The organism is Streptomyces sp. NPDC028991 (assembly GCF_055564775.1).
In genome coordinates this window covers 550,387-571,151 of the sequence record NZ_JBVHVP010000001.1, presented here as the reverse complement: position 1 = coordinate 571,151, position 20,765 = coordinate 550,387, and the positions used below count along the sequence as shown (strand labels likewise).

The 20,765-nt window shown below is 71.9% G+C and carries 21 protein-coding genes and 1 pseudogene; 9 read left to right on the top strand and 13 right to left on the bottom strand.

Going from position 1 to position 20,765, the window contains the following annotated elements; translation table 11 throughout:
• Positions 1-27 precede the first annotated feature (27 nt).
• Both ACZ4V1_RS02500 and ACZ4V1_RS02495 read left to right on the top strand, forming a co-directional pair.
• Positions 28-1,461, top strand: coding sequence for an MFS transporter (locus ACZ4V1_RS02500; RefSeq protein WP_468328295.1), 1,434 nt, complete (start codon positions 28-30; stop codon positions 1,459-1,461).
• Positions 1,462-1,563: 102 nt separating this feature from the next.
• Entirely contained in the window at positions 1,564-2,619 is a 1,056-nt protein-coding gene (locus ACZ4V1_RS02495; protein WP_468328934.1) for a chitinase, read from the top strand.
• Between the two features lie 7 nt (positions 2,620-2,626).
• Here ACZ4V1_RS02495 and ACZ4V1_RS02490 read toward each other — a convergent pair.
• Both ACZ4V1_RS02490 and ACZ4V1_RS02485 read right to left on the bottom strand, forming a co-directional pair.
• Positions 2,627-2,725: pseudogene (locus tag ACZ4V1_RS02490) on the bottom strand (LysE family translocator); the annotation flags it as partial.
• Positions 2,726-2,829: 104 nt separating this feature from the next.
• Positions 2,830-4,212 carry a glycine--tRNA ligase gene (locus tag ACZ4V1_RS02485; protein WP_468328293.1) on the bottom strand — a complete coding sequence of 461 codons (1,383 nt, stop codon included), beginning with the start codon at positions 4,210-4,212 and terminating at the stop codon, positions 2,830-2,832.
• 170 nt (positions 4,213-4,382) lie between these two features.
• Between ACZ4V1_RS02485 and ACZ4V1_RS02480 the strand changes: the two genes are divergently transcribed.
• From ACZ4V1_RS02480 to ACZ4V1_RS02465, 4 genes are all read left to right on the top strand, one after another.
• Complete coding sequence (locus ACZ4V1_RS02480) at positions 4,383-5,384, top strand: metal ABC transporter substrate-binding protein (protein WP_468328291.1); 1,002 nt, start codon at positions 4,383-4,385, stop codon at positions 5,382-5,384.
• The gene (locus tag ACZ4V1_RS02475) at positions 5,381-6,184 is read left to right on the top strand and encodes a metal ABC transporter ATP-binding protein (RefSeq protein WP_468328289.1); all 804 of its coding nucleotides are present in this window, start codon (positions 5,381-5,383) and stop codon (positions 6,182-6,184) included. Before ACZ4V1_RS02480 ends, ACZ4V1_RS02475 begins: the two co-directional genes overlap by 4 nt.
• A gap of 10 nt (positions 6,185-6,194) precedes the next feature.
• Entirely contained in the window at positions 6,195-7,097 is a 903-nt protein-coding gene (locus ACZ4V1_RS02470; RefSeq protein WP_468328287.1) for a metal ABC transporter permease, read from the top strand.
• A gap of 67 nt (positions 7,098-7,164) precedes the next feature.
• Positions 7,165-7,584, top strand: coding sequence for a Fur family transcriptional regulator (locus ACZ4V1_RS02465; RefSeq protein ID WP_468328285.1), 420 nt, complete (start codon positions 7,165-7,167; stop codon positions 7,582-7,584).
• A 56-nt stretch (positions 7,585-7,640) separates the two neighbouring features.
• Here ACZ4V1_RS02465 and ACZ4V1_RS02460 read toward each other — a convergent pair whose 3' ends face one another.
• Genes ACZ4V1_RS02460 through ACZ4V1_RS02445 form a run of 4 tightly spaced genes read right to left on the bottom strand, consistent with a single transcriptional unit; the run spans position 7,641 to position 9,696 of the window.
• A complete protein-coding gene (locus ACZ4V1_RS02460; protein WP_468328283.1) occupies positions 7,641-8,489 on the bottom strand; it encodes an isoprenyl transferase in 849 nt (282 codons plus the stop codon).
• A gap of 16 nt (positions 8,490-8,505) precedes the next feature.
• Positions 8,506-9,255: a DNA repair protein RecO gene (gene recO / locus ACZ4V1_RS02455; RefSeq protein WP_468328281.1), complete on the bottom strand. Its 750-nt coding sequence runs from the start codon at positions 9,253-9,255 to the stop codon at positions 8,506-8,508.
• Positions 9,256-9,277: 22 nt separating this feature from the next.
• Entirely contained in the window at positions 9,278-9,493 is a 216-nt protein-coding gene (locus ACZ4V1_RS02450) for a hypothetical protein (RefSeq protein WP_468328279.1), read from the bottom strand.
• Positions 9,490-9,696, bottom strand: coding sequence for a hypothetical protein (locus ACZ4V1_RS02445; RefSeq protein ID WP_468328277.1), 207 nt, complete (start codon positions 9,694-9,696; stop codon positions 9,490-9,492). Before ACZ4V1_RS02445 ends, ACZ4V1_RS02450 begins: the two co-directional genes overlap by 4 nt.
• Before the next feature lie 115 nt (positions 9,697-9,811).
• Here ACZ4V1_RS02445 and ACZ4V1_RS02440 point away from each other — a divergent pair, with 115 nt between their 5' ends.
• From ACZ4V1_RS02440 to ACZ4V1_RS02430, 3 genes are all read left to right on the top strand, one after another.
• Positions 9,812-10,645: a helix-turn-helix domain-containing protein gene (locus ACZ4V1_RS02440; protein ID WP_468328275.1), complete on the top strand. Its 834-nt coding sequence runs from the start codon at positions 9,812-9,814 to the stop codon at positions 10,643-10,645.
• Entirely contained in the window at positions 10,627-10,821 is a 195-nt protein-coding gene (locus ACZ4V1_RS02435; RefSeq protein ID WP_468328273.1) for a DUF397 domain-containing protein, read from the top strand. Before ACZ4V1_RS02440 ends, ACZ4V1_RS02435 begins: the two co-directional genes overlap by 19 nt.
• A 110-nt stretch (positions 10,822-10,931) precedes the next feature.
• The gene (locus ACZ4V1_RS02430; protein ID WP_468328271.1) at positions 10,932-12,422 is read left to right on the top strand and encodes an alpha/beta hydrolase; all 1,491 of its coding nucleotides are present in this window, start codon (positions 10,932-10,934) and stop codon (positions 12,420-12,422) included.
• Here the strand turns inward: ACZ4V1_RS02430 and ACZ4V1_RS02425 are convergent.
• The 7 genes from ACZ4V1_RS02425 to ACZ4V1_RS02395 all read right to left on the bottom strand — a co-directional run bounded on the left by ACZ4V1_RS02425 (position 12,419) and on the right by ACZ4V1_RS02395 (position 20,764).
• Positions 12,419-13,087 (bottom strand): response regulator transcription factor, encoded by a 669-nt coding sequence (locus ACZ4V1_RS02425; protein ID WP_468328269.1) that lies wholly within the window; start codon positions 13,085-13,087, stop codon positions 12,419-12,421. The genes ACZ4V1_RS02430 and ACZ4V1_RS02425 overlap by 4 nt on opposite strands.
• Positions 13,084-14,373 carry a sensor histidine kinase gene (locus tag ACZ4V1_RS02420; RefSeq protein ID WP_468328267.1) on the bottom strand — a complete coding sequence of 430 codons (1,290 nt, stop codon included), beginning with the start codon at positions 14,371-14,373 and terminating at the stop codon, positions 13,084-13,086. The genes ACZ4V1_RS02425 and ACZ4V1_RS02420 overlap by 4 nt, the downstream gene beginning before the upstream one ends.
• A 67-nt stretch (positions 14,374-14,440) precedes the next feature.
• Positions 14,441-16,555 (bottom strand): MMPL family transporter, encoded by a 2,115-nt coding sequence (locus tag ACZ4V1_RS02415; RefSeq protein WP_468328265.1) that lies wholly within the window; start codon positions 16,553-16,555, stop codon positions 14,441-14,443.
• A 158-nt stretch (positions 16,556-16,713) separates the two neighbouring features.
• Positions 16,714-17,829: a hypothetical protein gene (locus ACZ4V1_RS02410; RefSeq protein WP_468328263.1), complete on the bottom strand. Its 1,116-nt coding sequence runs from the start codon at positions 17,827-17,829 to the stop codon at positions 16,714-16,716.
• A gap of 73 nt (positions 17,830-17,902) precedes the next feature.
• Entirely contained in the window at positions 17,903-18,883 is a 981-nt protein-coding gene (locus tag ACZ4V1_RS02405; protein WP_468328261.1) for an SCO2521 family protein, read from the bottom strand.
• 1 nt (position 18,884) lies between these two features.
• Positions 18,885-19,850: an SCO2522 family protein gene (locus ACZ4V1_RS02400; RefSeq protein ID WP_468328259.1), complete on the bottom strand. Its 966-nt coding sequence runs from the start codon at positions 19,848-19,850 to the stop codon at positions 18,885-18,887.
• Entirely contained in the window at positions 19,847-20,764 is a 918-nt protein-coding gene (locus tag ACZ4V1_RS02395; RefSeq protein ID WP_468328257.1) for an SCO2523 family variant P-loop protein, read from the bottom strand. Before ACZ4V1_RS02395 ends, ACZ4V1_RS02400 begins: the two co-directional genes overlap by 4 nt.
• Position 20,765 lies beyond the last annotated feature (1 nt).

The window sequence follows — 20,765 nt, the reverse complement described above, 5'->3', positions numbered from 1 at the left end:
TCTGACAACCACCGCAGTCTCGTCTCCGTGACCGAAACGACCGTCCCTTCCCGTCCCGTCCGTCCGGCCGCCCCGCCGCCGCCCGCGCTCGGCGGACTCGGGCTGTTCACGGTGCTGCTGGCCGCGGCACTCCCCCTCGTCGACTTCTTCATCGTCAACGTCGCCCTGCCGACCATCGGAGCGGACCTGTCCGCGAGCGAGGCCGTCCTGGAACTCGTCGTCGCCGGATACGGGGTGGCCTACGCCGTCCTGCTCGTCCTCGGCGGCCGGCTCGGCGACCTGTTCGGCCGGCGGCGGCTGTTCCTGGGCGGCATGGCGGCCTTCGGACTGACCTCCCTGGCGTGCGGGCTGGCGCCGGACGCCTGGTCGCTGGTGGCGGCGCGGGTGGCGCAGGGTGCCTCGGCCGCCGCGATGCTGCCGCAGGTGCTGGCCACCATCCAGGCGACCACGTCCGGCACCCGGCGCGCCAAGGCCATGAGCCTGTACGGAGCCACGGCAGGCCTGTCGATGGTGGCCGGCCAGATCCTGGGCGGCGTACTCGTGGCCGCCGACCTGGCCGGTACGGGGTGGCGTTCCGTCTTCCTGGTGAACGTCCCGGTCGTCCTGGCGGGCCTGCTCCTGGCCGTCCGCGCGGTCCCGGAGACCCGCTCCCCGCGTCCTGAACCGGTGGACGTTCCCGGCACGTTCCTGCTGGCGGCATCGCTCCTCGCGCTCCTCGTCCCCCTCACCGAGGGCCGGGCGGCCGGGTGGCCGCCGTGGACGTGGCTGTCGCTGGCGGCGTTCCCCCTCCTGGCGGCGGCGTTCTACGCGGTGGAGCGCAGGGCCGACCGCGCGGGCCGTACGCCTCTGGTCCCACCGAGCCTGTTCGCGATCACCTCGCTGCGGCGCGGGCTGCTGCTGATCGTGCCGTTCTCGATCGGCTTCAGCGGCTTCATGTTCGTGATCGCGGTGGCGTTGCAGCAAGGCGCGGGCCTGGGCCCGGTGGAGGCGGGGCTGGCCCTGGCGCCGCTGGCGGTGGTGTTCTTCCTCGTCTCCCTCGCCGGTCCTCGGCTGGTCGCCCGGTACGGCACCCGAGTGGTGCCGGCCGGTGCCGTCCTCCAGGGCGTGGGCCTGGCCCTGATGACACTGGCCGCCTGGCGTTCCTGGCCGGACCTCGGCCTGGTGGAACTTCTCCCGGGCGCGGCGGTCGCCGGTGCCGGGCAGGCGCTCCAGCTCCCCGTGGTCTTCCGGATCGTCCTGTCGGAGGTCCCGCCGGTCCGCGCGGGCGTCGGCAGCGGCGTCATGATCACCACCCAGCAGTCGGCGCTGGCCCTCGGCGTGGCGACGCTGGGCACCCTGTTCCTTTCCCTGACCCCGGATCTGGGCATGCGCGATGCCCTGATCGCCACGTTGTCGGTCCAGTTGGTGACGGTGGTGCTGACCGGGCTGCTGAGCCTGCGCCTGCCCCGGACGGTCGCCTGAGACGCCAAGGCCTTTCTGGTCCAGACCTCTTGACGAAAGGTCTGGACCAACAGCACTGTCATGTCTACGACACCTCACCGCACCCCCACCGGGAGGCCCGGCATGATCCGCCGCAAGCTCCGCCCGCTCGCCGCCGCGCTCGCGGCCACCGTCCTCGCCCCACTGGGGATCGCCACCGCGTCCGCCGCTCCCGCGTCCGCCGACACCTGCGCCGTGAAGCCGAAGCCCACCGGCAAGGTGCTCCAGGGTTACTGGGAGAACTGGGACGGCGCCGCCAACGGCGTCCATCCGCCCTTCGGCTGGACCCCGATCACCGACTCCCGCATCGCCGCCCACGGTTACAACGTGATCAACGCGGCCTTCCCGGTCATCCGCTCCGACGGAACGGCCCTGTGGGAGGACGGCATGGACCGGGACGTGAAGGTGGCGACCCCGGCCGAGATGTGCGCGGCGAAGGCGTCCGGGCAGACGCTCCTGCTCTCCATCGGCGGCGCGACGGCCGGCATCGACCTCGGCTCGGCCGCCGTGGCCGACCGCTTCGTCGACACGATCGTGCCGATCCTCAAGAAGTACAACTTCGACGGCATCGACATCGACATCGAGACCGGCCTGGTCGGCAGCGGCAACATCAACCAGCTGTCCCCGTCCCAGGCCAACCTGATCCGCATCATCGACGGCGTCCTGGCCCGCATGCCGTCCGGCTTCGGCCTCACCATGGCCCCGGAGACCGCCTACGTCACCGGCGGCAGCGTGGTCTACGGCTCGATCTGGGGCGCGTACCTGCCGGTCATCAAGAAGTACGCCGACAACGGCCGCCTGTGGTGGCTCAACATGCAGTACTACAACGGCAGCATGTACGGCTGCTCCGGCGACTCCTACCCGGCGGGCACGGTGCGGGGCTTCACCGCCCAGACCGACTGCCTGGACAAGGGCCTGGTCGTCCAGGGCACGACGATCCGCGTTCCGTACGACAAGCAGGTACCGGGCCTGCCCGCCCAGCCCGGCGCGGGCGGCGGCCACATGGCGCCGTCCCAGGTCGCCCAGGCCTGGAACCACTACAACGGCGCCCTCAAGGGCCTGATGACCTGGTCGATCAACTGGGACGGCTCGAAGAACTGGACCTTCGGCGACAACGTCAAGGCCCTTCAGGGCCGCTGACGCCCCCTCACCGGGCCGCGAACGCCGGCTTCGCCCCCAGCGCCGCGAACGACCCGGCGAAGCTCCGCCGCAGCCACGCCATCACCCGCGGCCGGGAGACGACGTGGCCGGCGAAAACGCCCACCCGCCGGCCGACCGGGTCGGGTGGCGGGTGGGCGTAGGCCGGGTCCAGGGGGACGGAACCCCCTGGCCCGGCGAGCGCGACGGACGTCAGCAGCCGACGAGCCTCGACGCGAGGTACCCCTCGATCTGGTCCAGCGACACGCGTTCCTGCTTCATGGTGTCCCGCTCCCGCACGGTCACCGCGTTGTCGTCGAGCGTGTCGAAGTCGACGGTCACGCAGAACGGCGTACCGATCTCGTCCTGGCGCCGGTAACGGCGCCCGATCGCACCGGCGTCGTCGAAGTCGATGTTCCAGTTCTGCCGCAGCGCCTGGGCGAGCCCCTTCGCCTTGGGCGACAGCTCCGGGTTGCGGGACAGCGGCAGGACGGCGACCTTCACCGGCGCGAGGCGCGGGTCGAGGCGCAGCACCGTGCGCTTCTCCAGCTTGCCCTTGGCGTTCGGGGCCTCGTCCTCGATGTACGCGTCGAGCAGGAAGGCGAGCATCGCGCGCCCGACACCGGCCGCCGGCTCGATGACGTACGGCGTCCAGCGCTCGCCGGCCTCCTGGTCGAAGTAGGAGAGGTCCTGGCCGCTGGCCTTGGCGTGCGAGGAGAGGTCGTAGTCCGTCCGGTTGGCGACGCCCTCCAGCTCGCCCCACTCGCTGCCGCCGAAGGAGAAGCGGTACTCGATGTCGGCGGTGCGCTTGGAGTAGTGGGAGAGCTTCTCGGCCGGGTGCTCGTACCAGCGCATGTTCTCTTCACGCATGCCCAGGCCGGTGTACCAGTTCCAGCGCTGCTCCATCCAGTACTCCTGCCACTTCTCGTCCTCGCCCGGCTTGACGAAGAACTCCATCTCCATCTGCTCGAACTCGCGGGTGCGGAAGATGAAGTTGCCGGGCGTGATCTCGTTGCGGAAGGACTTGCCCATCTGGGCGATGCCGAACGGCGGCTTGCGGCGCGACGTGGTCTGCACCTGGGCGAAGTTGGTGAAGATGCCCTGCGCGGTCTCGGGCCGCAGGTAGGCGACGGAGCCGCTGTCCTGGGTCGGGCCGAGGTGCGTGGAGAGCAGACCGGAGAACTGCTTGGGCTCGGTGAAGGTGCCCTTGTTGCCGCAGTTGGGGCAGTTGAGGTCCGCGAGGCCGTTCTCCGGGGCGCGGCCCTTCTTCTCCTCGTAGGCCTCCTCCAGGTGGTCCGCGCGGAACCGCTTGTGGCAGGAGGTGCACTCGGTCAGCGGGTCCGTGAAGGTGGCGACGTGGCCGGAGGCCACCCAGACCTCGGGGGCCAGGATCACGGACGAGTCGAGACCGACGACGTCCTCGCGCGAGGTGACCATGTAGCGCCACCACTGGCGCTTGAGGTTCTCCTTGAGCTCGACACCCAGCGGCCCGTAGTCCCAGGCGGCGCGCTGACCGCCGTAGATCTCACTGCACGGGAATACGAAGCCACGGCGCTTGCTCAGGCTGACGATGGTGTCGATCTTGTCGGCGGCCACGGTGCTCTCTTCATTACGACGACGGGCGACGAAGCGAGATGCTTCCAGAGAATGCCTCAGGTTACCGGCGTGGACTGCCCCTCAACCAAATCGGGGGCCCACCTGGCCGCCCGCCCTCCGAACCGCCCGTTTGTTGACAACGGTTTCCATATTTGTTGAAAATGAATGCCATGAACGTACGACGACGCCACATATCCGGCATAGCAGTCACCGCGGCCGCCGCGCTCGGTCTCGGGACCCTCTCCGCCTGCTCCAGCGACAGCGCGGCGGCGGGCAACACGGACAAGTTCGACGTCGTCGCGTCGTTCTATCCCATGGCCTTCCTCGCCGAGCAGATCGGCGGCGAGCACGTCAACGTCAACAGCCTCACCCAGCCCGGCCAGGAGCCGCACGACCTGGAGCTCAGCACCAAGCAGCGCGCCCAGCTCGAGGAGACCGACGCGGCGCTCTTCCTCAAGGGTCTCCAGCCCGCCGTCGACGAGGCCATCGGCCAGTCCGGCGTCAAGACGAAGATCGACGCGGCCACGCTGACCTCCCTGGAGGAGCACGGCACCGAGGTCGGCGGCCACGCGCCCGAGCACGAGGACGAGCACGCCGGTGAAGAGCACGCCGAGGAGGAGCACGGCCACGACCACGGCGCCGAGGCCGGTGGCGAGGACCCCCACATCTGGCTCGACCCGGTCAAGTACGCCGAGGTCGCCGAGGGCGTCGGCAAGGCCTTCGAGAAGGCCGACCCCGACCACGCCGCCGACTACAAGAAGAACACCGAGGCCCTGGTCGAGAAGCTCGGCGACCTGAACACGAAGTTCGAGACCGGCCTGAGGGACACGGACAGCAAGGTCTTCATCACCACGCACGCCGCCTTCGGCTACCTCGCCGAGCGCTACGGCCTGACCGAGGAGGCCATCAGCGGCCTCAGCCCCGAGTCCGAGCCCAGCGCCGCCCGGGTCAAGGAGCTTGAGAAGATGGCCCAGGCCGACGGCGTCTCCACGGTCTTCTACGAGACGCTCGTCAGCGACAAGACCGCGAAGACGGTCGCCAAGGACGCGAACCTCAAGACGGACGTCCTCGACCCGCTCGAGGGCATCACCGACAAGTCCCGCGGCGACGACTACTTCCAGGTCATGGAAGCCAACCTCAAGGCCCTGCGAACGGCCCTGGGAGCCAAATGATCAACTCACCGGAGGGCGGCATGAGCGAGCCCGTCAACGAGCCCGTCGTCTCGCTGCGCGGAGTCCGCGCCGAACTCGGCTCACGCCCCGTCCTGCGCGGCATCGACCTCGCCGTGGGAAGCGGCGAGGTCGTGGCGCTGCTCGGCGCCAACGGCTCGGGCAAGTCCACGGCCGTGCGCACCGTCATCGGCCAGGTGCCGGTGACGGCCGGGGAGGTCAAGCTCTTCGGCACCCCGCGCCGCCGCTTCCGCGACTGGGCGCGCGTGGGCTACGTCCCGCAGCGCACCACGGCCGCGGGCGGCGTCCCCGCGACGGTGACCGAGGTCGTCTCCGCCGGCCGGCTCTCCCGGGCCCGCTTCGGCGTCCTGCGCAAGGCCGACCACGAGGCCGTACGCAGGGCCCTGGAGCTGGTCGGCATGGCGGACAGGGCCAAGGACTCGGTGAACGCCCTCTCCGGTGGCCAGCACCAGCGCGTACTGATCGCCCGCGCGCTCGCCGCCGAACCCGAGCTGCTGATCATGGACGAGCCGATGGCGGGCGTCGACCTGGCCAGCCAGGAGGTGCTGGCCGCGACCCTGCGCGAGCAGGTCTCCACCGGCTCCACCGTCCTGCTCGTCCTGCACGAGCTGGGCCCCCTGGAGCCCCTGATCGACCGGGCCGTGGTGCTCCGCGACGGCTGTGTCACGCACGACGGCCCGCCCCCCGAGGCGGTCGGCCAGCACGCGCTGCCCGGCCACGACCACGTACACCCGCACGCACCGGCGGGCGCCGAACCGATCCGCACAGGACTGCTGAGCTGAGAAGGCCCCCATGGAAATCCTGAACTACGCCTTCATGCAGCGGGCACTGCTGGCCGCCGTCCTGGTCGGCATCACCGCCCCCGCCGTCGGCATCTACCTGGTCCAGCGCCGCCAGGCCCTCATGGGCGACGGCATCGGCCACGTGGCGATGACCGGCGTCGGCCTCGGCTTCCTGCTCACCTGGTCCCCCGTGTGGATGGCCACCCTGGTCGCCGTGCTCGGCGCGGTCCTCATGGAGCTGATCCGCTGGTACGGCAAGACCCGCGGCGACATCGCCCTCGCCATGCTCTTCTACGGCGGCATGGCCGGCGGCGTGATGTTCATCAACCTCGCGCCGACGGGCTCCAACGCCAACCTCAACTCGTACCTCTTCGGCTCGCTGTCGACGGTGAGCGAGTCCGACGTCACGGCGATCTGCGTGCTGGCCGCCTTCGTGGTCCTGGTCACCCTCGGCCTGCGCCGCCAGCTGTTCGCGGTCAGTCAGGACGAGGAGTTCGCCCGGGTCACCGGCCTGCCGGTGCGCGCGCTGAACCTGCTGACGGCCGTCACGGCGGCGGTGACGGTGACGGTCGCGATGCGCGTCGTCGGCCTGCTGCTGGTGTCGGCGCTGATGGTGGTCCCGGTGGCCGCCGCCCAGCAGCTCACCCGCAGCTTCGCCGCCACCTTCGCGGTCGCCGTCGCGATCGGCGTCAGCGTGACGATCGGCGGCACGGTCACGTCGTACTACCAGGACGTACCGCCCGGCGCGACCATCGTGCTGCTCACCATCGGCGCGTTCGTCCTGCTCACCGCGCTGGCGGCGCCGATGGCCCGGCGACGCGCGCGGGCGGTCACCCTGGCGCAGGCCGCCGCGGATCCGGCGGAGTGCAAGATTCCGGCCACCAGGGGGGCCATCGACGAGGTCGGCGTCTGACTGCCGGCCGGCCGGGCTGGCACAATGGCCCGGCAAGCCGCAGACGGCAGACGTGAGGAGGAACCCGGTGACGACCGCTGGACCGCCCGTGAAGGGCCGCGCCACCCGGCAGCGGGCCGCCGTGTCGGCGGCCCTCCAGGAGGTCGAGGAGTTCCGCAGCGCTCAGGAGCTCCACGACATGCTCAAGCACAAGGGCGACTCGGTCGGGCTCACCACGGTCTACCGCACCCTGCAATCCCTCGCCGACGCCGGCGAGGTCGACGTCCTGCGCACCGCCGACGGCGAGTCCGTGTACCGCCGCTGCTCCACCGACGACCATCACCACCACCTGGTCTGCCGCGCCTGCGGCAAGGCGGTCGAGGTCGAGGGCCCCGCGGTCGAGAAGTGGGCGGAGGCCATCGCCGCCGAGCACGGCTACGTCAACGTGGCGCACACGGTGGAGATCTTCGGCACCTGCGAGGACTGCGCGGGTGCCTCCGGCGGCTGAGCCGTGGGGCCGGGGCTTCGCCCCGGGCCCTCTTGTCGGCCTGAACGGCCTCGTCCTCAAACGCCGGACGGGCTGGAGCCTTCCGTCCCCTCCATGGCGAGGAGTTCCTCGTTCGGGATCGCGCCGCCGAAGCGGCGGTCCCGGGAGGCGAACTCCAGGCAGGCCCGCCACAGGTCGCGGCGGTCGAAGTCGGGCCACAGCACGTCCTGGAACACCATCTCGGCGTACGCGCTCTGCCAGAGCAGGTAGTTCGACGTCCGCTGCTCCCCGCTCGGCCGCAGGAACAGGTCCACGTCCGGCATGTCCGGGTAGTACAGGTACTTCGCGAGCGTCTTCTCGTTGACCTTCGACGGGTCGAGCCGCCCCGCCCGCACGTCCTCGGCGAGGGCCTGCGCCGCGTCGGCGATCTCGGCGCGCCCGCCGTAGTTCATGCAGAAGTACAGGGTGAGCCGGTCATTGTCCTTGGTCTGCTCCTGGGCGACCTGGAGCTCCTTGGCGACCGACTTCCACAGCTTGGGCATCCGCCCGACCCAGCGCACCCGGATCCCCAGCTCGTCGAGCTGGTCGCGGGTCTTGCGGATGAAGTCCCGGTTGAAGTTCATCAGGAAGCGCACCTCGTCCGGCGACCGCTTCCAGTTCTCGGTGGAGAAGGCGTACAGGGAGATGTTCTGCACGCCCATCTCGATCGCGCCCTGGAGCACGTCCAGCACCCGCTCGGCACCGACCTTGTGCCCCTCGGTGCGGGGCAGCCCGCGCTCCTTGGCCCAGCGCCCGTTGCCGTCCATGACGATCGCCACATGCTCCGGTACCAGCTCACCGAGGTTCGGGGGCCGCGCGCCGGACGGGTGCGGCTCCGGCGTCCTGTAGTCCCGGCGCTGACGCCCCAGGAACCCGCGTACGGCCATGTGTCTCTCGTCTCCTTCAGGATTTCTCTACGTATCGCAGGGAGCGCAGGCCGCGCTCCAGGTGCCAGTGCAGGTACGCGGACACCAGCCCGCCGCCCTCCCGGACGTACCGCGGCTCGCACGCGTCCGCGGTCTCCCAGTCTCCCGTGAGCAGCGCCCCGAGCAGTTCCAGGGCCTGCGGCGAGGGCACGACGCTGCCGGGCACCCGGCAGTCGGCGCAGACGGAGCCGCCCGAGCCGACCGAGAAGAACCGGTTCGGACCGGGCAGGCCGCACTTCGCGCAGTCGCCGAAGGTCGGGGCGTACCCGTTCACGGCGAGGGAGCGCAGCAGGAACGCGTCCAGCACGAGGTTCGGCGCGTGCTCGCCCCGGGAGAGGGTCCGCAGCGCGCCGACCAGCAGCAGGTACTGCTGCACCGCCGGCTCGCCCTCGTGGTCGGTGAACCGCTCGGCCGTCTCCAGCATGGCCGTCCCGGCGGTGTACCGCCCGTAGTCGGTGACGATCCCGCCGCCGTACGGCGCGATGGTCTCGCTCTGCGTGCACAGCGGCAGCCCGCGCCCGACCAGCTCGCTCCCCTTGGAGAAGAACTGCACGTCCACGTGCGAGAACGGCTCCAGCCGCGCCCCGAACTTCGACTTCGTCCGCCGCACCCCGCGAGCCACGGCGCGTACGCGTCCGTGACCGCGCGTGAGCAACGTGATGATCCGGTCCGCCTCACCCAGCTTCTGGGTGCGCAGCACGATGCCGTCGTCGCGGAACAGACTCATGGGGCCCATTCTCGCGCATCCTTCAAGGCACCTCGCCACGGCTTCGGGCGTTGGTGTACGCCGTCGCCGCGCTGAGCCGCTCGGACGGTGTGGCGTGGCGTACGTCACCCGGCTCGGCGTCCCACTCCCGGCCCCCGCCGTACGGGCGCATCTGCACGTACGGCCCCTCGTGCCCCATGACGACGCCGACCCGTCCGCTGCGGGTGTCGACGGCGTAGGACCCGATCGGCGGCATCATCGCAGCGCCGCCGCGAGCCGCTGCGCGGTCTCGACGGAACACCGCCCCAATTCGACGAGTGGACAGGGTGCCTCCCGCGCAAGACTCACCGGGTCGAGCCCGAGGGAGGGAAGAGTAATTCCTGCCTCCGCGAGTGCTGCGCGCAATTCTTTCACCGTGTCCTCCGCTTCTTCGACGCAGAGCGCCGAGTGTGGTGCTTCCACCGTGCTCCCCTTCCCTTTACGGTTTCACGCTTCGTGTCCCCAGAATGCCGCGTCGTGACTACACTCGGCAGGAGTACGTGCACTACAAGTGCGGTTCAGTACAGGGTGGTTGGTTATGGCCAATGGTTCGCGGCAGGCGGCGTGGGAGTTCTTCGGAACGGAACTCAAACGTCGGCGGGAGGACGCGGGAATCACCCAAGTGGAGCTTGGGGCTCGGGTTTTCGTGTCCGGGGGTTACATCGGACAGTTCGAACAGGCAATTCGGAAACCGCAGTTGGATGTGGCTCAGCGGATTGACGAGTCACTACAAACCGACGGTTTTTTCGAACGGCTTTGGCGCAAGCTCATCAAGGAGCAGCGGTTCGCGGAGTACTTCGCGCACGCCGCGGAGCTGGAGCGGCTGGCGACGGGCATCTGCGAGTGGGCGCCTTCAGTCGTGCCCGGGCTGTTGCAGACGCCGGAGTACGCTCGCGCCATCTATTTCGCAAGCAACCCGCTCTCCCCGGACGAGTACGTAGAGGAGATGGTCGGCCTCCGCATGGAGCGGACGCGGCTCCTCAAGGACGCCGCACGGCCCGTGTACTGGGTGCTTCTGCACGAGGCCGTACTCCGCGTTCAGGTCGGACCGCCCGCAGTGATGGCCGAGCAACTCGAGCACATCGCGGAGACGGTACACAGCCGCAGGGCCCTGGTCCTGGTAGTGCCCTTCTCCGCCGGGGCTCATCCGCAGATGGGCAAGCTGACGAGACTGATGGAGTTCGACGATGCACCCCCGACCGTCTATACAGAGGCCGTGCTGTCGGGCAATCTGCTGGACGATCCGGCAGTAGTGAAGCAGGTGCGTGCGGATTACGATCTTCTCAGGGCCGCAGCACTGACACTGAACGCGTCCCTGGCCATGATCGAGGCGGCGGCGGAAGGCTACAGACGATGCGCGGGTACGACCTGACCAACGCATGCTGGCGCAAGAGCAGCTACAGCGGCGGCAACGGCGGCGAGGAATGCCTGGAGGTCGCCGACGGAGTCCCCGGCCTCGTGCCCGTCCGGGACAGCAAGGTGACCGGCGGCCCGGTGGTCGTCGTCGGGCGTGCCGCCTGGACTGGATTCGTACGTTTCCTCGTCTGACGGCCCGGCCGGTCCGGGAGAACCCCGAGCCACGCACTGGGGTAATCGCCCCTCTGACTCAGGTTGTTGCCCGGATGGGGAGACCCCCGCGGAACCGCGAGGCTCCTCACATGACGCAGCCCACGCGCATCCTCCGTAACGCCGCCCTCGTCGGCGTGTCCACCGCCCTCCTCGGCATCACCGCGCCGGCCACGGCCTCCGCGACCGGCGGCCCGTCCAAGTCACTCACCTGGACCGCCTGCGAGGGCGGCGCCGTCGACCCTCGTCAGCAGTGCGCCACCCTCCAGGTCCCCATGGACTACGCCGATCCCGACAGCCCGCTCATCGACATCGCCGTCTCGCGCATCCCGAGCGAGAAACCGGACGCCCGGCGCGGGGCGCTGCTGCTCATCGCCGGGGGGCCGGGCGGCTCCAGCCTGAACGACCCCTCGGGGAAGGGGCAGAAGCTGCCGCAGGAGGTACGGGACACCCACGACCTGATCGGGTTCGCGCCGCGCGGCCTCGCCCCGTCCACCTCCGTCAGCTGCGGGCTGGAGTACGGCGACCTCGCCACCTCCAGGCTCCGCCCCTGGCCCGCCCCCGACGGCTCCGTGGACGGCAACATGGTCACCGCCCGACGCATGGCCGACGCCTGCGCACGCAACGGCGGCGAACTGATCCGGCACCTCAGCACCGCCAACGAGGCCCGCGACATCGACCGGCTCCGGGCCGCGCTCGGCGAGCGGAAGCTCTCCGCGTGGGGCGTGTCGTACGGGACGTACGTCGGCGCGGTGTACGCGCAGCTCTTCCCGCACCGCACCGACCGCATCGTGCTGGACAGCGTCGACAACCCCGACCCCGCCCGCGTCTCCCGCGCCTGGCTGGCCGGGCACGAACAGGGTGTCGAGGACACCTTCCCGCACTTCGCCGCCTGGGCTTCGAAGCCCGGCAACCCCGACCGCGTGGCGCGCAGGGCCGCCGACGTGCGGCCGATGTTCCTGCGGCTCGCCGCCCGGCTCGACCGCGAGCCGATCCCCTGGCCCGGCGCCAACCCGGAGGAGCTGAACGGCAACGTGCTGCGCCAGGCGATGCTGGACGGCCTCTACCGCCCCGGCCGCTACCCGACGCTCGCCAAGCTGATGCTGGCCGCGCGGAAGGGCACCGTGCCGCCCGCGCCCGAGGCGCCGCCCGAGGCCGCGCTGCAGAACGTCGCCGCCGTGGGCGCCGGGACGCTCTGCAACGACGTCGCCTGGCCGAAGTCCGCCACGGTGTACCGGAAGGCGGTCGCCGAGAGCCGCGCCAAGTTCCCGCTGACCGCGGGGATGCCCCGCAACGCGATGCTGTGCGCCGCCTGGCCGTACCCGCCGCGTGAGGCGCCGGTGCGGATCACCGACCGGGGGCCGTCCAACATCCTGCTCGTCCAGAACGAGCGGGACGTCGCCACCCCGCTCAGCGGCGCCCTGAAGATGCGGGAGGCGCTCGGCCGGCGCGCGGTCATGGTCACCGTGGACTCCACCGGCCACGACGCCTACCTCGCCGAGGGCAACGAGTGCGGCGACCGCACCGTCTCCCGCTTCCTGGCGACCGGGCAGCGGCCGGACGCGGACACCTACTGCGACTAGCGGACGCCCGGCGCCACCAGCCCCGTCTCGTAGCCCACGATGACCAGTTGGGCCCGGTCCCGGGCGCCCAGCTTGCCCATGATGCGGCTGACGTGGGTCTTCGCGGTCAGTGGGCTCAGTCCCAGGGAATCGGCGATCTCCGTGTTGTTGAGGCCGCGCGCGACGAGCGTGAGCACCTGGCGCTCGCGGTCCGACAGGCAGTCGGGGCCGCCGCCGCCCGCCACCGGAGCGGAGGGGCTGCGCAGGAAGCGCTCGATCAGCCGTGCCGTCGGGCCGGGCGACAGAAGGGCGTCGCCCGCCGTCACGGTGCGTATGGCGTCGAGGAGTTCGGCGGGCTTCGTGTCCTTGACCAGGAATCCGGAGGCGCCCGCGCGGAGGGCTTCCACGATGTTGTCGTCGGTGTCGTAGGTGGTGAGGACCAGCACCTTCACGCCCGCGAGGTCCTCGTCGGCCGCGATGAGCCGGGTCGCCTCGATCCCGTCCAGGTCGGGCATGCGGATGTCCATGACGACGAGGTCGGCGCGTTCGGCGCGGGCCAGTTCCACGGCCTGGCGGCCGGTGCCCGCCTCGCCGACCACCTCCATGTCCGGGGCCGACGCGACGAGCAGGGCGAACGCGGCACGGACGAGGTTCTGGTCGTCCGCGAGCAGCACTCGTATGGTCATCCGTCTCTCTCCGCACTCCAGGTCACAGTCGTCAGGGGCGCGGCGGACGCCAAAGGCACCGGGGACGGCGCCGTCGGCGTCGGCAGTACCGCCGTCACCTCGAAGCCGCTGGCGCCCCCGGCCCGCGGCCCGGCGTCGAGTGTGCCACCCACGCTGCGGGCCCGCTCGCGCATGCCGACGAGACCGAAGCCGGGGGTGCCGTCGGGGTCGGGTCCGGTGCCGTCGTCGGTCACCGCCAGGCGCAGAGCGCCCCGCTCGGCGTGTACCCCGACGCGGACGGACGGTTCCGGCCCCGCGTGGCGTACGGCGTTGGTCAGCGCCTCCTGCACGATGCGGTAGGCGGCAGCGCCGACCGCGGGCGGGACGTCGTCGGCGCGTACCGACAGGTCCACCCGTGCTCCGGCGAGCCGGGCGGCCTCGGCCAGGTCGGGCAGGCCGTGCAGTCCGGGCAGTGGGCCGCGGGCGTCGGGGGCGCCCTGCTCCCGGAGGACCTCCAGCGTGCTGCGCAGTTCGCCGCGCGCGGTCCGGCAGGTCTCGGCGATGTCGTCGAGGGCCTTGGCGACGGCGGCCCGGTCCAGGCGCCCGGGGTCGGCGGTCAGGACGTGGGCGGCGACGGAGGTCTGCACGCCGATGAGGGTGATGCTGTGCGCGAGCAGGTCGTGCAGGTCCCGGGCGACGCGCAGGCGCTCCTCGGCGACGCGGCGCCGGGCCTCCTCCTCGCGGGTGCGTTCGGCGCGCTCGGCCCGTTCGACGATGGAGGCGACGTACTGGCGGTAGTAGCGGACGTCTATGCCGCAGAACAGGACGGCCACGACCCAGCCGGTGATCCGCAGCAGTTCGACCATGCCCTCGGGGTTGGTGAGGGCGTTCATGGTCAGCCCCAGGCCGATGACGGCGGCGCCGATGGCCAGGGTGCGGCGCACGGTGCCGGTCGTGGCGATCGTGTAGAGGGCCACCATGGTCGCGGGCACGGGAGCGGAGTGGTTGTGGTCGAGGGCGTGGAAGGCCGCGATCGGGGCGGCCACCAGGCAGAGCACCAGCAGGGGGCGGCGCCTGCGACGTGCCAGCGGCGCGTGGCAGGCGACCAGCAGGATCCAGCCCGCCGCGTCCGGGCGGCAGCCCTCGTCGGTGAGCAGCGCGATGCAGGCCGCCGCGGTGAAGAGGGCCGCGGCGAGCATGGTGTCGTTTCGGTCGCGGTGCGGGGCGGCGAGCGGGTCGCGGTTGACGACGGCCATGACGCGCTCGCCGATACGGGGCCGGGGCGCTGACTCGGTGGTTGCCTGCACGCGTCCATCCTCCGTGACGGGTCCGCCCCTCCGGGAGGGGAGGGGCGTACTCCGGTCGTCGGACGCCTCAGACACCGACGGGCTCCCGCTCTCCCGCCGGCACCGGCTCCTCGGGCGCCCGGGACAGCCGGCCCGGCCACCACACCCGGCGGCGCAGGGCGACGCTCGCGCTGGTGACCAGGTAGGTGCGGACGAGGAAGGTGTCGAGGAGGACGCCGACCGCGATGACGAAGCCGAGCTCGACGAGTTGCACCATCGGCATGTTGGTGAGCACCGCGAAGGTGGCCGCGAGGACGAGTCCGGCGGAGGCGATGACGCCGCCGGTGGTGCGCAGCGCGGTGAGCGCGGCCCGCGTGGGTTCGGCGCCGTGCAGGGACTCCTCGCGCATGCGGTGCATCAGGAAGATGCCGTAGTCGACGCCCAGCGCCACCAGGAAGACGAAGGACAGCAGGCCCAGGCCCGGGTCGGTGCCCTCGAAGCCGAACAGGGGGCCGAAGACGAGTCCGCCGATCCCGAGGGCGGCGCCCCACACGGCGACGACGGCGGCGACCAGGATCAGCGGCGCGACGAGGGACCGCAGGAGGACGACCAGGATCAGCAGGACCGAGAGCAGCACGATCGGTACGACGATGGCGGTGTCCCGGGCGCTGGTGTCCTCCAGGTCGATCTGCTGGGCGCTGGGACCGCCGACGTAGGAGTCGTCGAGCGTGTCGCGCAGGGCGTCGATGGTGGCGGTCTCGGCCGCCGACTGGGGCGGGGCGGAGGCCAGTACGGTCAGCTCGGTCCATCCGCCGCCGCTGCGGCCCCGCTCGGCGCTCTTGACGCCGCGGGTGTCGCGGGCCTCGGCGAGGGCGGCGTCGGCACGGTCGGCGGGGGTGATGACGGTGATGGGCTGGGTGCCCCGCTCCGGGTAGGCGGCGGCGAGGGTCTCCATGGCGGCGATCGCCTCGGGCCTGGTGGTGAAGGAGTCCTCCTGCTTGAGGGAGCCGGGGAGGTTGAGCGAGCCTAGGGCGAGGGCGCCGAGGAGTACGGCGCCGCCGGCGAGGACGGTGCGGGGACGGCGTTCGGCGGAGCCGCCCATCGCGGTGAACAGCGACCTGCGGGCCTTGGGGGTGCTGCCGTAGCGGGGTATGAGGGGCCAGAAGACGCGGCGGCCCAGCAGGACCAGGAGCGCGGGGAGCAGGGTCAGCATGGCGGCCAGCGCGCACAGCACGCCGACGGTGCCGAGCGGGCCCATGCCCCGGCTGGAGTTGAGGTCGGCGGCGAGCAGGCAGAGCAGTCCGGCGGCGACGGTGCCGGAGGAGGCGAGCACGGCGGGACCGCAGCCGCGCAGGGCGGCGGCCATGGCGTCGTACGGGCGCTCGATGCGGCGCAGTTCCTCGCGGTAGCGGGAGATCAGCAGCAGCGCGTAGTCGGTGCCGACGCCGAAGACGAGGATGGTCATGATGCCGGTGCTCTGGCCGGAGACCGAGGTGCCGAACCACTGGTTGAGGCCGTAGGCGACGCCCATGGAGAGGTAGTCGGCGATACCGGCGACGGCGAGCGGGACCAGCCACAGGAACGGGCTGCGGTAGATGAGGATCAGCAGGAGGGCGACGACCGCGGCGGTGGTGTAGAGCAGCGGTCCGTCGAGGGAGTTGTAGACCTCGGCCGCGTCGGTGGCGAGGGCGCCCGCGCCGCCGACCTCGACGCTCAGCCCGGCGCCGCCCTCGGCGACGTCCCGTACGGCGTTGACCAGTGCGTCGCGGGCCTCCTCGTCCTGGCCGGGCTCGGTGCTGGCGACCGGGTACACGAGGGTGGTGCCGTCCTCGGACGGGATGCCGGCCGGGCGGTCGGTCAGCCGGTGCGCGCCCGCGATCTCGGCGATCTGGTCGGCGGCGGTGGCCTTGTCGGCGGCGGTCAGTCCGGCGTCGCGGTGGTAGACGACGACCATCTCGGTGGCCTCGCCGCCCGGCAGCCGGTCCTGGATCTTCGCCACCTGGGTCGAGTCGGCGCTCGCCGGCAGGTAGTCGACGGCGCGGTCGCGCTGCACGTCCGACAGTTGCGACGCGAACGGCGAGGCGATCGCCAGTACGGCGATCCACAGTCCGAGCACCAGCCAGGGCACGGCCCGCCGTCGCCGGCCGCTCGTCCCCCTGCCCGTCCCCTCGCTCGTCCCCCCGCTTGTCCTTGCTGCCCCCATGTGACGGGCTCCCCTCCGGTCGGATGTCTGGGTAGGTCTCCAGACTTCCGGTGGCGGGGCGCCGATACGTCGGGCCCGAGGGCGAGTCGGCGGCTACTGCCCAGGGTGGCGCCCGGCCGCCGTTACTCCCCGGGGAGTACGCGGGAGCGGGGCGGCGATCAGGCCCGGTCCACCATCCAGTTGCCGTCCTGCTCGGCGTCGACCCGCACCTCGAGTTCACGCAGGCCCATGCCCGCGTCCCAGAGTTCCCTGAAGCGCTTGAGCCGGTCCCGCACGTAGTCCTGGCGCGCGGTCAGCCGGGTGCGGACGTTGACGTCGCGCAGGTCCTGCTCGATCTCGAACGACACCTCCTCGTCGTAGAGGATGAAGTCGTTGGTGGTGCCGCGCTGGAGGTGCGGGGGCAGTTCGGGCAGGACCGCCGCGCGTACGTCGATGCGGCGCAGTTCCTGCTCCTCGCACAGCCGCAGCAGCCGGTCGTCGAGTTCCCGGGCGCTCTCGAGCAGGAACAGCCGGCGTACCGACACACCCTGTTCGTCGATCGCCGCCTGCTGGGCGTCGAGGTAGCGGCCGGCGGGCTCGCTGTTCCAGAACTCGCGGTCGACGGAGGTGCTGGTGGCGCAGATGGATTGTTCGGCGGCGCGGGTGAGGGTGAGCATCCAGTCGTGGTTCTCGCCGGGGCACTCGGCGCTCTGGTTGGTGAGGTCCGCCATGTGACCGACCACCCGCGCCATCTCCAGGTGGACGAAGGTGTGCAGGATCGAGGGTTCCGGCAGCAGTACGTCGGCGAAGCCCTTGGCGAGGTCGGGCACGCTGTCGATGCGGGCGCGGTCCAGTCGCGGGTAGGGCTCGGCGGGCCGGTGGTCCACCTGGGTGACGTGGGTCTCGACGAGCTGCTTCACGTCCTCGGTGTGCCGGGTCAGACCGGTTTTCAGCTCGTCGTCGTACCGGTTCAGTCCTTCTCGTACGGCGGCGGTGTTCTCGGCCAGTGCGCTCTCCACCCGGCGGGTGTGTTCCTCCAGCCGGATGTGACCCGGCCGCGGGGCCAGGCCCAGCACGTACTGGACCAGCACCGCGGCGCCGGCGCAGAGCACGGCGGCCACGAACTGCCGCAGCGTGCCGTCCTCGGGGCTGAGCAGGGCCGTGACGCTCCAGAAGAGGGCGCCGACGACGAGGGCGACCAGCAGCATGCGTGCCCATGGGGACTCCCCCCTCAGGTCGGCCGGGCCCGGTGTACGGGCCGTGTCGTCGGGCTGGGGTGACTGTGCCGTGCTCATCTCGCTTCTCCCCCCGTTGGGATACGCGTCGGATCGGGGTGCGGGGATGTGCGTGGGAGGTGCCGGCGCCCGGTCAGGGAACCGCTTCCACCTCCCGGTGGGGCGCGGGAATGGCGTGCAGCGTGAGCTGGTCGCGGATGCGCTGCACCAGGGCCTGCCACTGCCGCGTGAAGCCGGGCCGTTCCTCCAGCGGGTCCCAGAGCGGAGCCAGTTCCCCGGCCACCCTGGCGCGGGGCATCCACAGGTGCAGCAGATGGTCGACGGCCGGGCGCAGCGTTCGGACGACGGCGGTGGCGTCCTCGGCGGCCCCCGTGCCGAGGCGCAGGCCGTCGAGCATGCGGACGACGGTGGTGAGCAGCCAGTCGTGCAGGGCCAGGTCGCCGCAGAGCGCGGCGAGGTCGGCGCCGGTGGTGTCCTCGGGCACGCGCAGGCTCACGGTGCGCAGTTCGTCCTCGGCGAGGGTGAACCGTTCGATGGACGGGCCGTCGCCCGGGTCCGCGGGCAGGGCGGCCCAGCGCAGCCGGGTGGGGCGGGACCGGAAGGGCGGGCGCTGGTCGAGCAGGGCGTGGCGCAGCAGCCGGGTGAGCAGTCCGTCGGCGATCAGCCCGACGTCGAGGTCGCCGTGGCGCGGGCCGTCGAGCACGCCCCGCGCGACCGCCTCCTGGCTCGGCTTGCCGAGCGGCTCGACCACTCCGGGGCGTACCAGGTACTCGCCCCACGGCCGCCGCTGGTCGGGCCCGGTGGCGGGGACGCGGAAGTGGGCGGAGGTCTGCAGGACGCGCCCCTCGGTGAGCGCGGCGTGTGCGGTGACGGTGCCGACCGCGCGGATCCGGGCGCCGTTGGCGCTGGGCAGCGGGCAGTCGACGCCGGTGAGGGTGTCGGGGGAACGCGCGTAGAGGCCGGGGCGTTCGGAGAGCAGGACGCGTTCGTCGGCGCGCAGGGCCAGGAGTTGGGCGGCGGACCGGCTGTCGAGGGCCTGCCGGGCGGGCAGCAGGCAGGTGCGGACCTCGCCGCAGGCGAGTGCGGCGCGCGGTGTGCTCTCCCGCGGCGCCATGTCAGAGCCCCGGGTAGTAGACGTAGGAGACGCGGTCGGCGACCGAGTCGGGGACGGGTGTGCGTTCGCGGCCGGAGCGTTCGGCGACCTGTGCCAGTGCTCCCGGGTCGACCTCGATCTGGTCGAGGATCACGCGGACGGCGTGCTCGACGGGGAGGAAGCGGGTGGGCAGGACGGAGCAGGTCCGGTAGGCGGCGAAGGGGTCGGCGCGGTCGTCGAGCCGGAGCAGGGAGGGCAGTTCGTCCCAGTCGTCGGGGAAGCCGGTGGCGGTGTGCGGCTGGGGGACGAGGACGGGCTCGCCCTCGTCGCGCAGGAGTCCGAGGCGGGCGAGCTGCCACACGGCGGCGAGGAAGGGGCAGGACCAGGTGCGGTGCCCGTCGGCGTCGTCGCTCCACAGTTCGACGTCGAGGAAGACGGAGTGGCGGCGGGCGGCGGTCTCCCGGGGCGGCTGCCAGGCGGTGGCGCGCTTCATGGCCTGCGGGGCGCGGGCGACGGGGCTGCGCTCGCCGTTGGCCAGCCAGCCGGTCTGCGCGGCGGGCGGGCGCAGTCCGTAGCTGCCGGGCGGCGGCGACTCGACGATGCGGCCGGCCACCGCCTCGGCGACGGGCACCTTGCCGGCGGTGGCGCAGCCGGACTCGCGGGCCAGGTAGTCGATGCTCAGCCCGGCCCGCTCGGCCTCCGCGAGCAGCATGGGGACGACTTCGGCGGGGGTGGAGAAGCGGGTGAAGTAGTCGTCGATCAGGAAGCAGGTGCTGATCCGGGCGCGTTTGCCGCCGGCGCGGGCGGTGGCGGCGGTGCGGGCCGCGTCCACCCAGGGGCGTACTTCGGTGAAGTGCCGGCGCAGGCGTTCGGGGCCGGCCTCGAAGTCCTCCATGTAGAGGTGGCCCAGCTCCAGGGAGAGGTGGGCGAGCGGCACCGACTGGGTGCGTGGCTCGGCGGCGGTCTCCCGGAACACCGCGTCCGTCATGGCCGCCCCCAGTGCGAGTCGTCCGTCAGGCGCCGGGCGATCTCCTCCAGCGCCTCCAGGGTTTCCTTGTTGGCGATCTGGGTGGAGAGCACGTCCTCTTCGGTGATGAGCTGCTCGCGCCACTGGAGTATGGGCTCCAGCGGTACGACGCCGAGGACGACGCTGTCGCCGATGCGGTGCTCGGCGGCGAGCCGGCGCAGCGCCTCGTCGCAGGCCTGCATCCAGGCGGCCTGGGCGGGTGAGCCCTGGGACCACAGCGGCGAGTCGGGGTCGGGTACGGCGGCCCGTACGAAGCGGACCGCGGCGCGCAGGCTCTCCTCGTCGTGCCCGCGTTCGACGCCGCCGCCGATGATGCCGTGGTCGGCGTGGACGAGTCCGGAGGCGGCGATGACGTGCTGCCGGGTCCAGCGGTGGAAGACGAGCCAGCGGAAGGGGATGTTGCGCATCCGGGGGTGGGCGGTGGCCGCGAGGACCATGTCGACGGCGTAGCTGCGGCCGGCGCTGAGGTCGACGACGGTGACGTCGAACTCGCCGTTGAGCCGCAGCAGCAGGTCGATGCACCGCTCCAGGGACTCCTCGCCGACGGCGAACTCGCCGCCCCCGGCGTCGCCGGGGAACAGGACGAGGCGGCCGGACTGGTTGGGGCGGGCGCGCAGCAGGGGGTGCTCGGTCTGCCGCCACACGTCGATCCTGGCGGGCTCGGCGGTCTCGCCCTCCAGGTAGGAGTGGAGGCCGCGTTCCACGGTGCCGCGCATCGCGCCGGGCACGTCGAAGACGGCGGCGGCGGTGGGCGAGCCGAAGTCGAAGTCCACGTAGGCCACGTGGTCGCCGGTGAGGGCGCGCTGGTACGCCAGGTTGGCGCTGGTCACCGAGCGCCCCGTGCCTCCTTTGTCGGAGGCTGCGAAGACGAGCACC

What these genes read in the sequence shown, in the direction of transcription:
- ACZ4V1_RS02495 (WP_468328934.1), top strand. Translation starts at nt 1,564, where the DNA reads ATGATCCGCCGCAAGCTCCGCCCGCTCGCCGCCGCGCTCGCGGCCACC.
- ACZ4V1_RS02480 (WP_468328291.1), top strand. Translation starts at nt 4,383, where the DNA reads ATGAACGTACGACGACGCCACATATCCGGCATAGCAGTCACCGCGGCC.
- ACZ4V1_RS02475 (WP_468328289.1), top strand. Translation starts at nt 5,381, where the DNA reads ATGATCAACTCACCGGAGGGCGGCATGAGCGAGCCCGTCAACGAGCCC.
- ACZ4V1_RS02470 (WP_468328287.1), top strand. Translation starts at nt 6,195, where the DNA reads ATGGAAATCCTGAACTACGCCTTCATGCAGCGGGCACTGCTGGCCGCC.
- ACZ4V1_RS02460 (WP_468328283.1), bottom strand. Translation starts at nt 8,489, where the DNA reads ATGGCCGTACGCGGGTTCCTGGGGCGTCAGCGCCGGGACTACAGGACG.
- recO (WP_468328281.1), bottom strand. Translation starts at nt 9,255, where the DNA reads ATGAGTCTGTTCCGCGACGACGGCATCGTGCTGCGCACCCAGAAGCTG.
- ACZ4V1_RS02450 (WP_468328279.1), bottom strand. Translation starts at nt 9,493, where the DNA reads ATGATGCCGCCGATCGGGTCCTACGCCGTCGACACCCGCAGCGGACGG.
- ACZ4V1_RS02440 (WP_468328275.1), top strand. Translation starts at nt 9,812, where the DNA reads ATGGCCAATGGTTCGCGGCAGGCGGCGTGGGAGTTCTTCGGAACGGAA.
- ACZ4V1_RS02435 (WP_468328273.1), top strand. Translation starts at nt 10,627, where the DNA reads ATGCGCGGGTACGACCTGACCAACGCATGCTGGCGCAAGAGCAGCTAC.
- ACZ4V1_RS02430 (WP_468328271.1), top strand. Translation starts at nt 10,932, where the DNA reads ATGACGCAGCCCACGCGCATCCTCCGTAACGCCGCCCTCGTCGGCGTG.
- ACZ4V1_RS02425 (WP_468328269.1), bottom strand. Translation starts at nt 13,087, where the DNA reads ATGACCATACGAGTGCTGCTCGCGGACGACCAGAACCTCGTCCGTGCC.
- ACZ4V1_RS02415 (WP_468328265.1), bottom strand. Translation starts at nt 16,555, where the DNA reads ATGGGGGCAGCAAGGACAAGCGGGGGGACGAGCGAGGGGACGGGCAGG.
- ACZ4V1_RS02410 (WP_468328263.1), bottom strand. Translation starts at nt 17,829, where the DNA reads ATGAGCACGGCACAGTCACCCCAGCCCGACGACACGGCCCGTACACCG.
- ACZ4V1_RS02405 (WP_468328261.1), bottom strand. Translation starts at nt 18,883, where the DNA reads ATGGCGCCGCGGGAGAGCACACCGCGCGCCGCACTCGCCTGCGGCGAG.
- ACZ4V1_RS02400 (WP_468328259.1), bottom strand. Translation starts at nt 19,850, where the DNA reads ATGACGGACGCGGTGTTCCGGGAGACCGCCGCCGAGCCACGCACCCAG.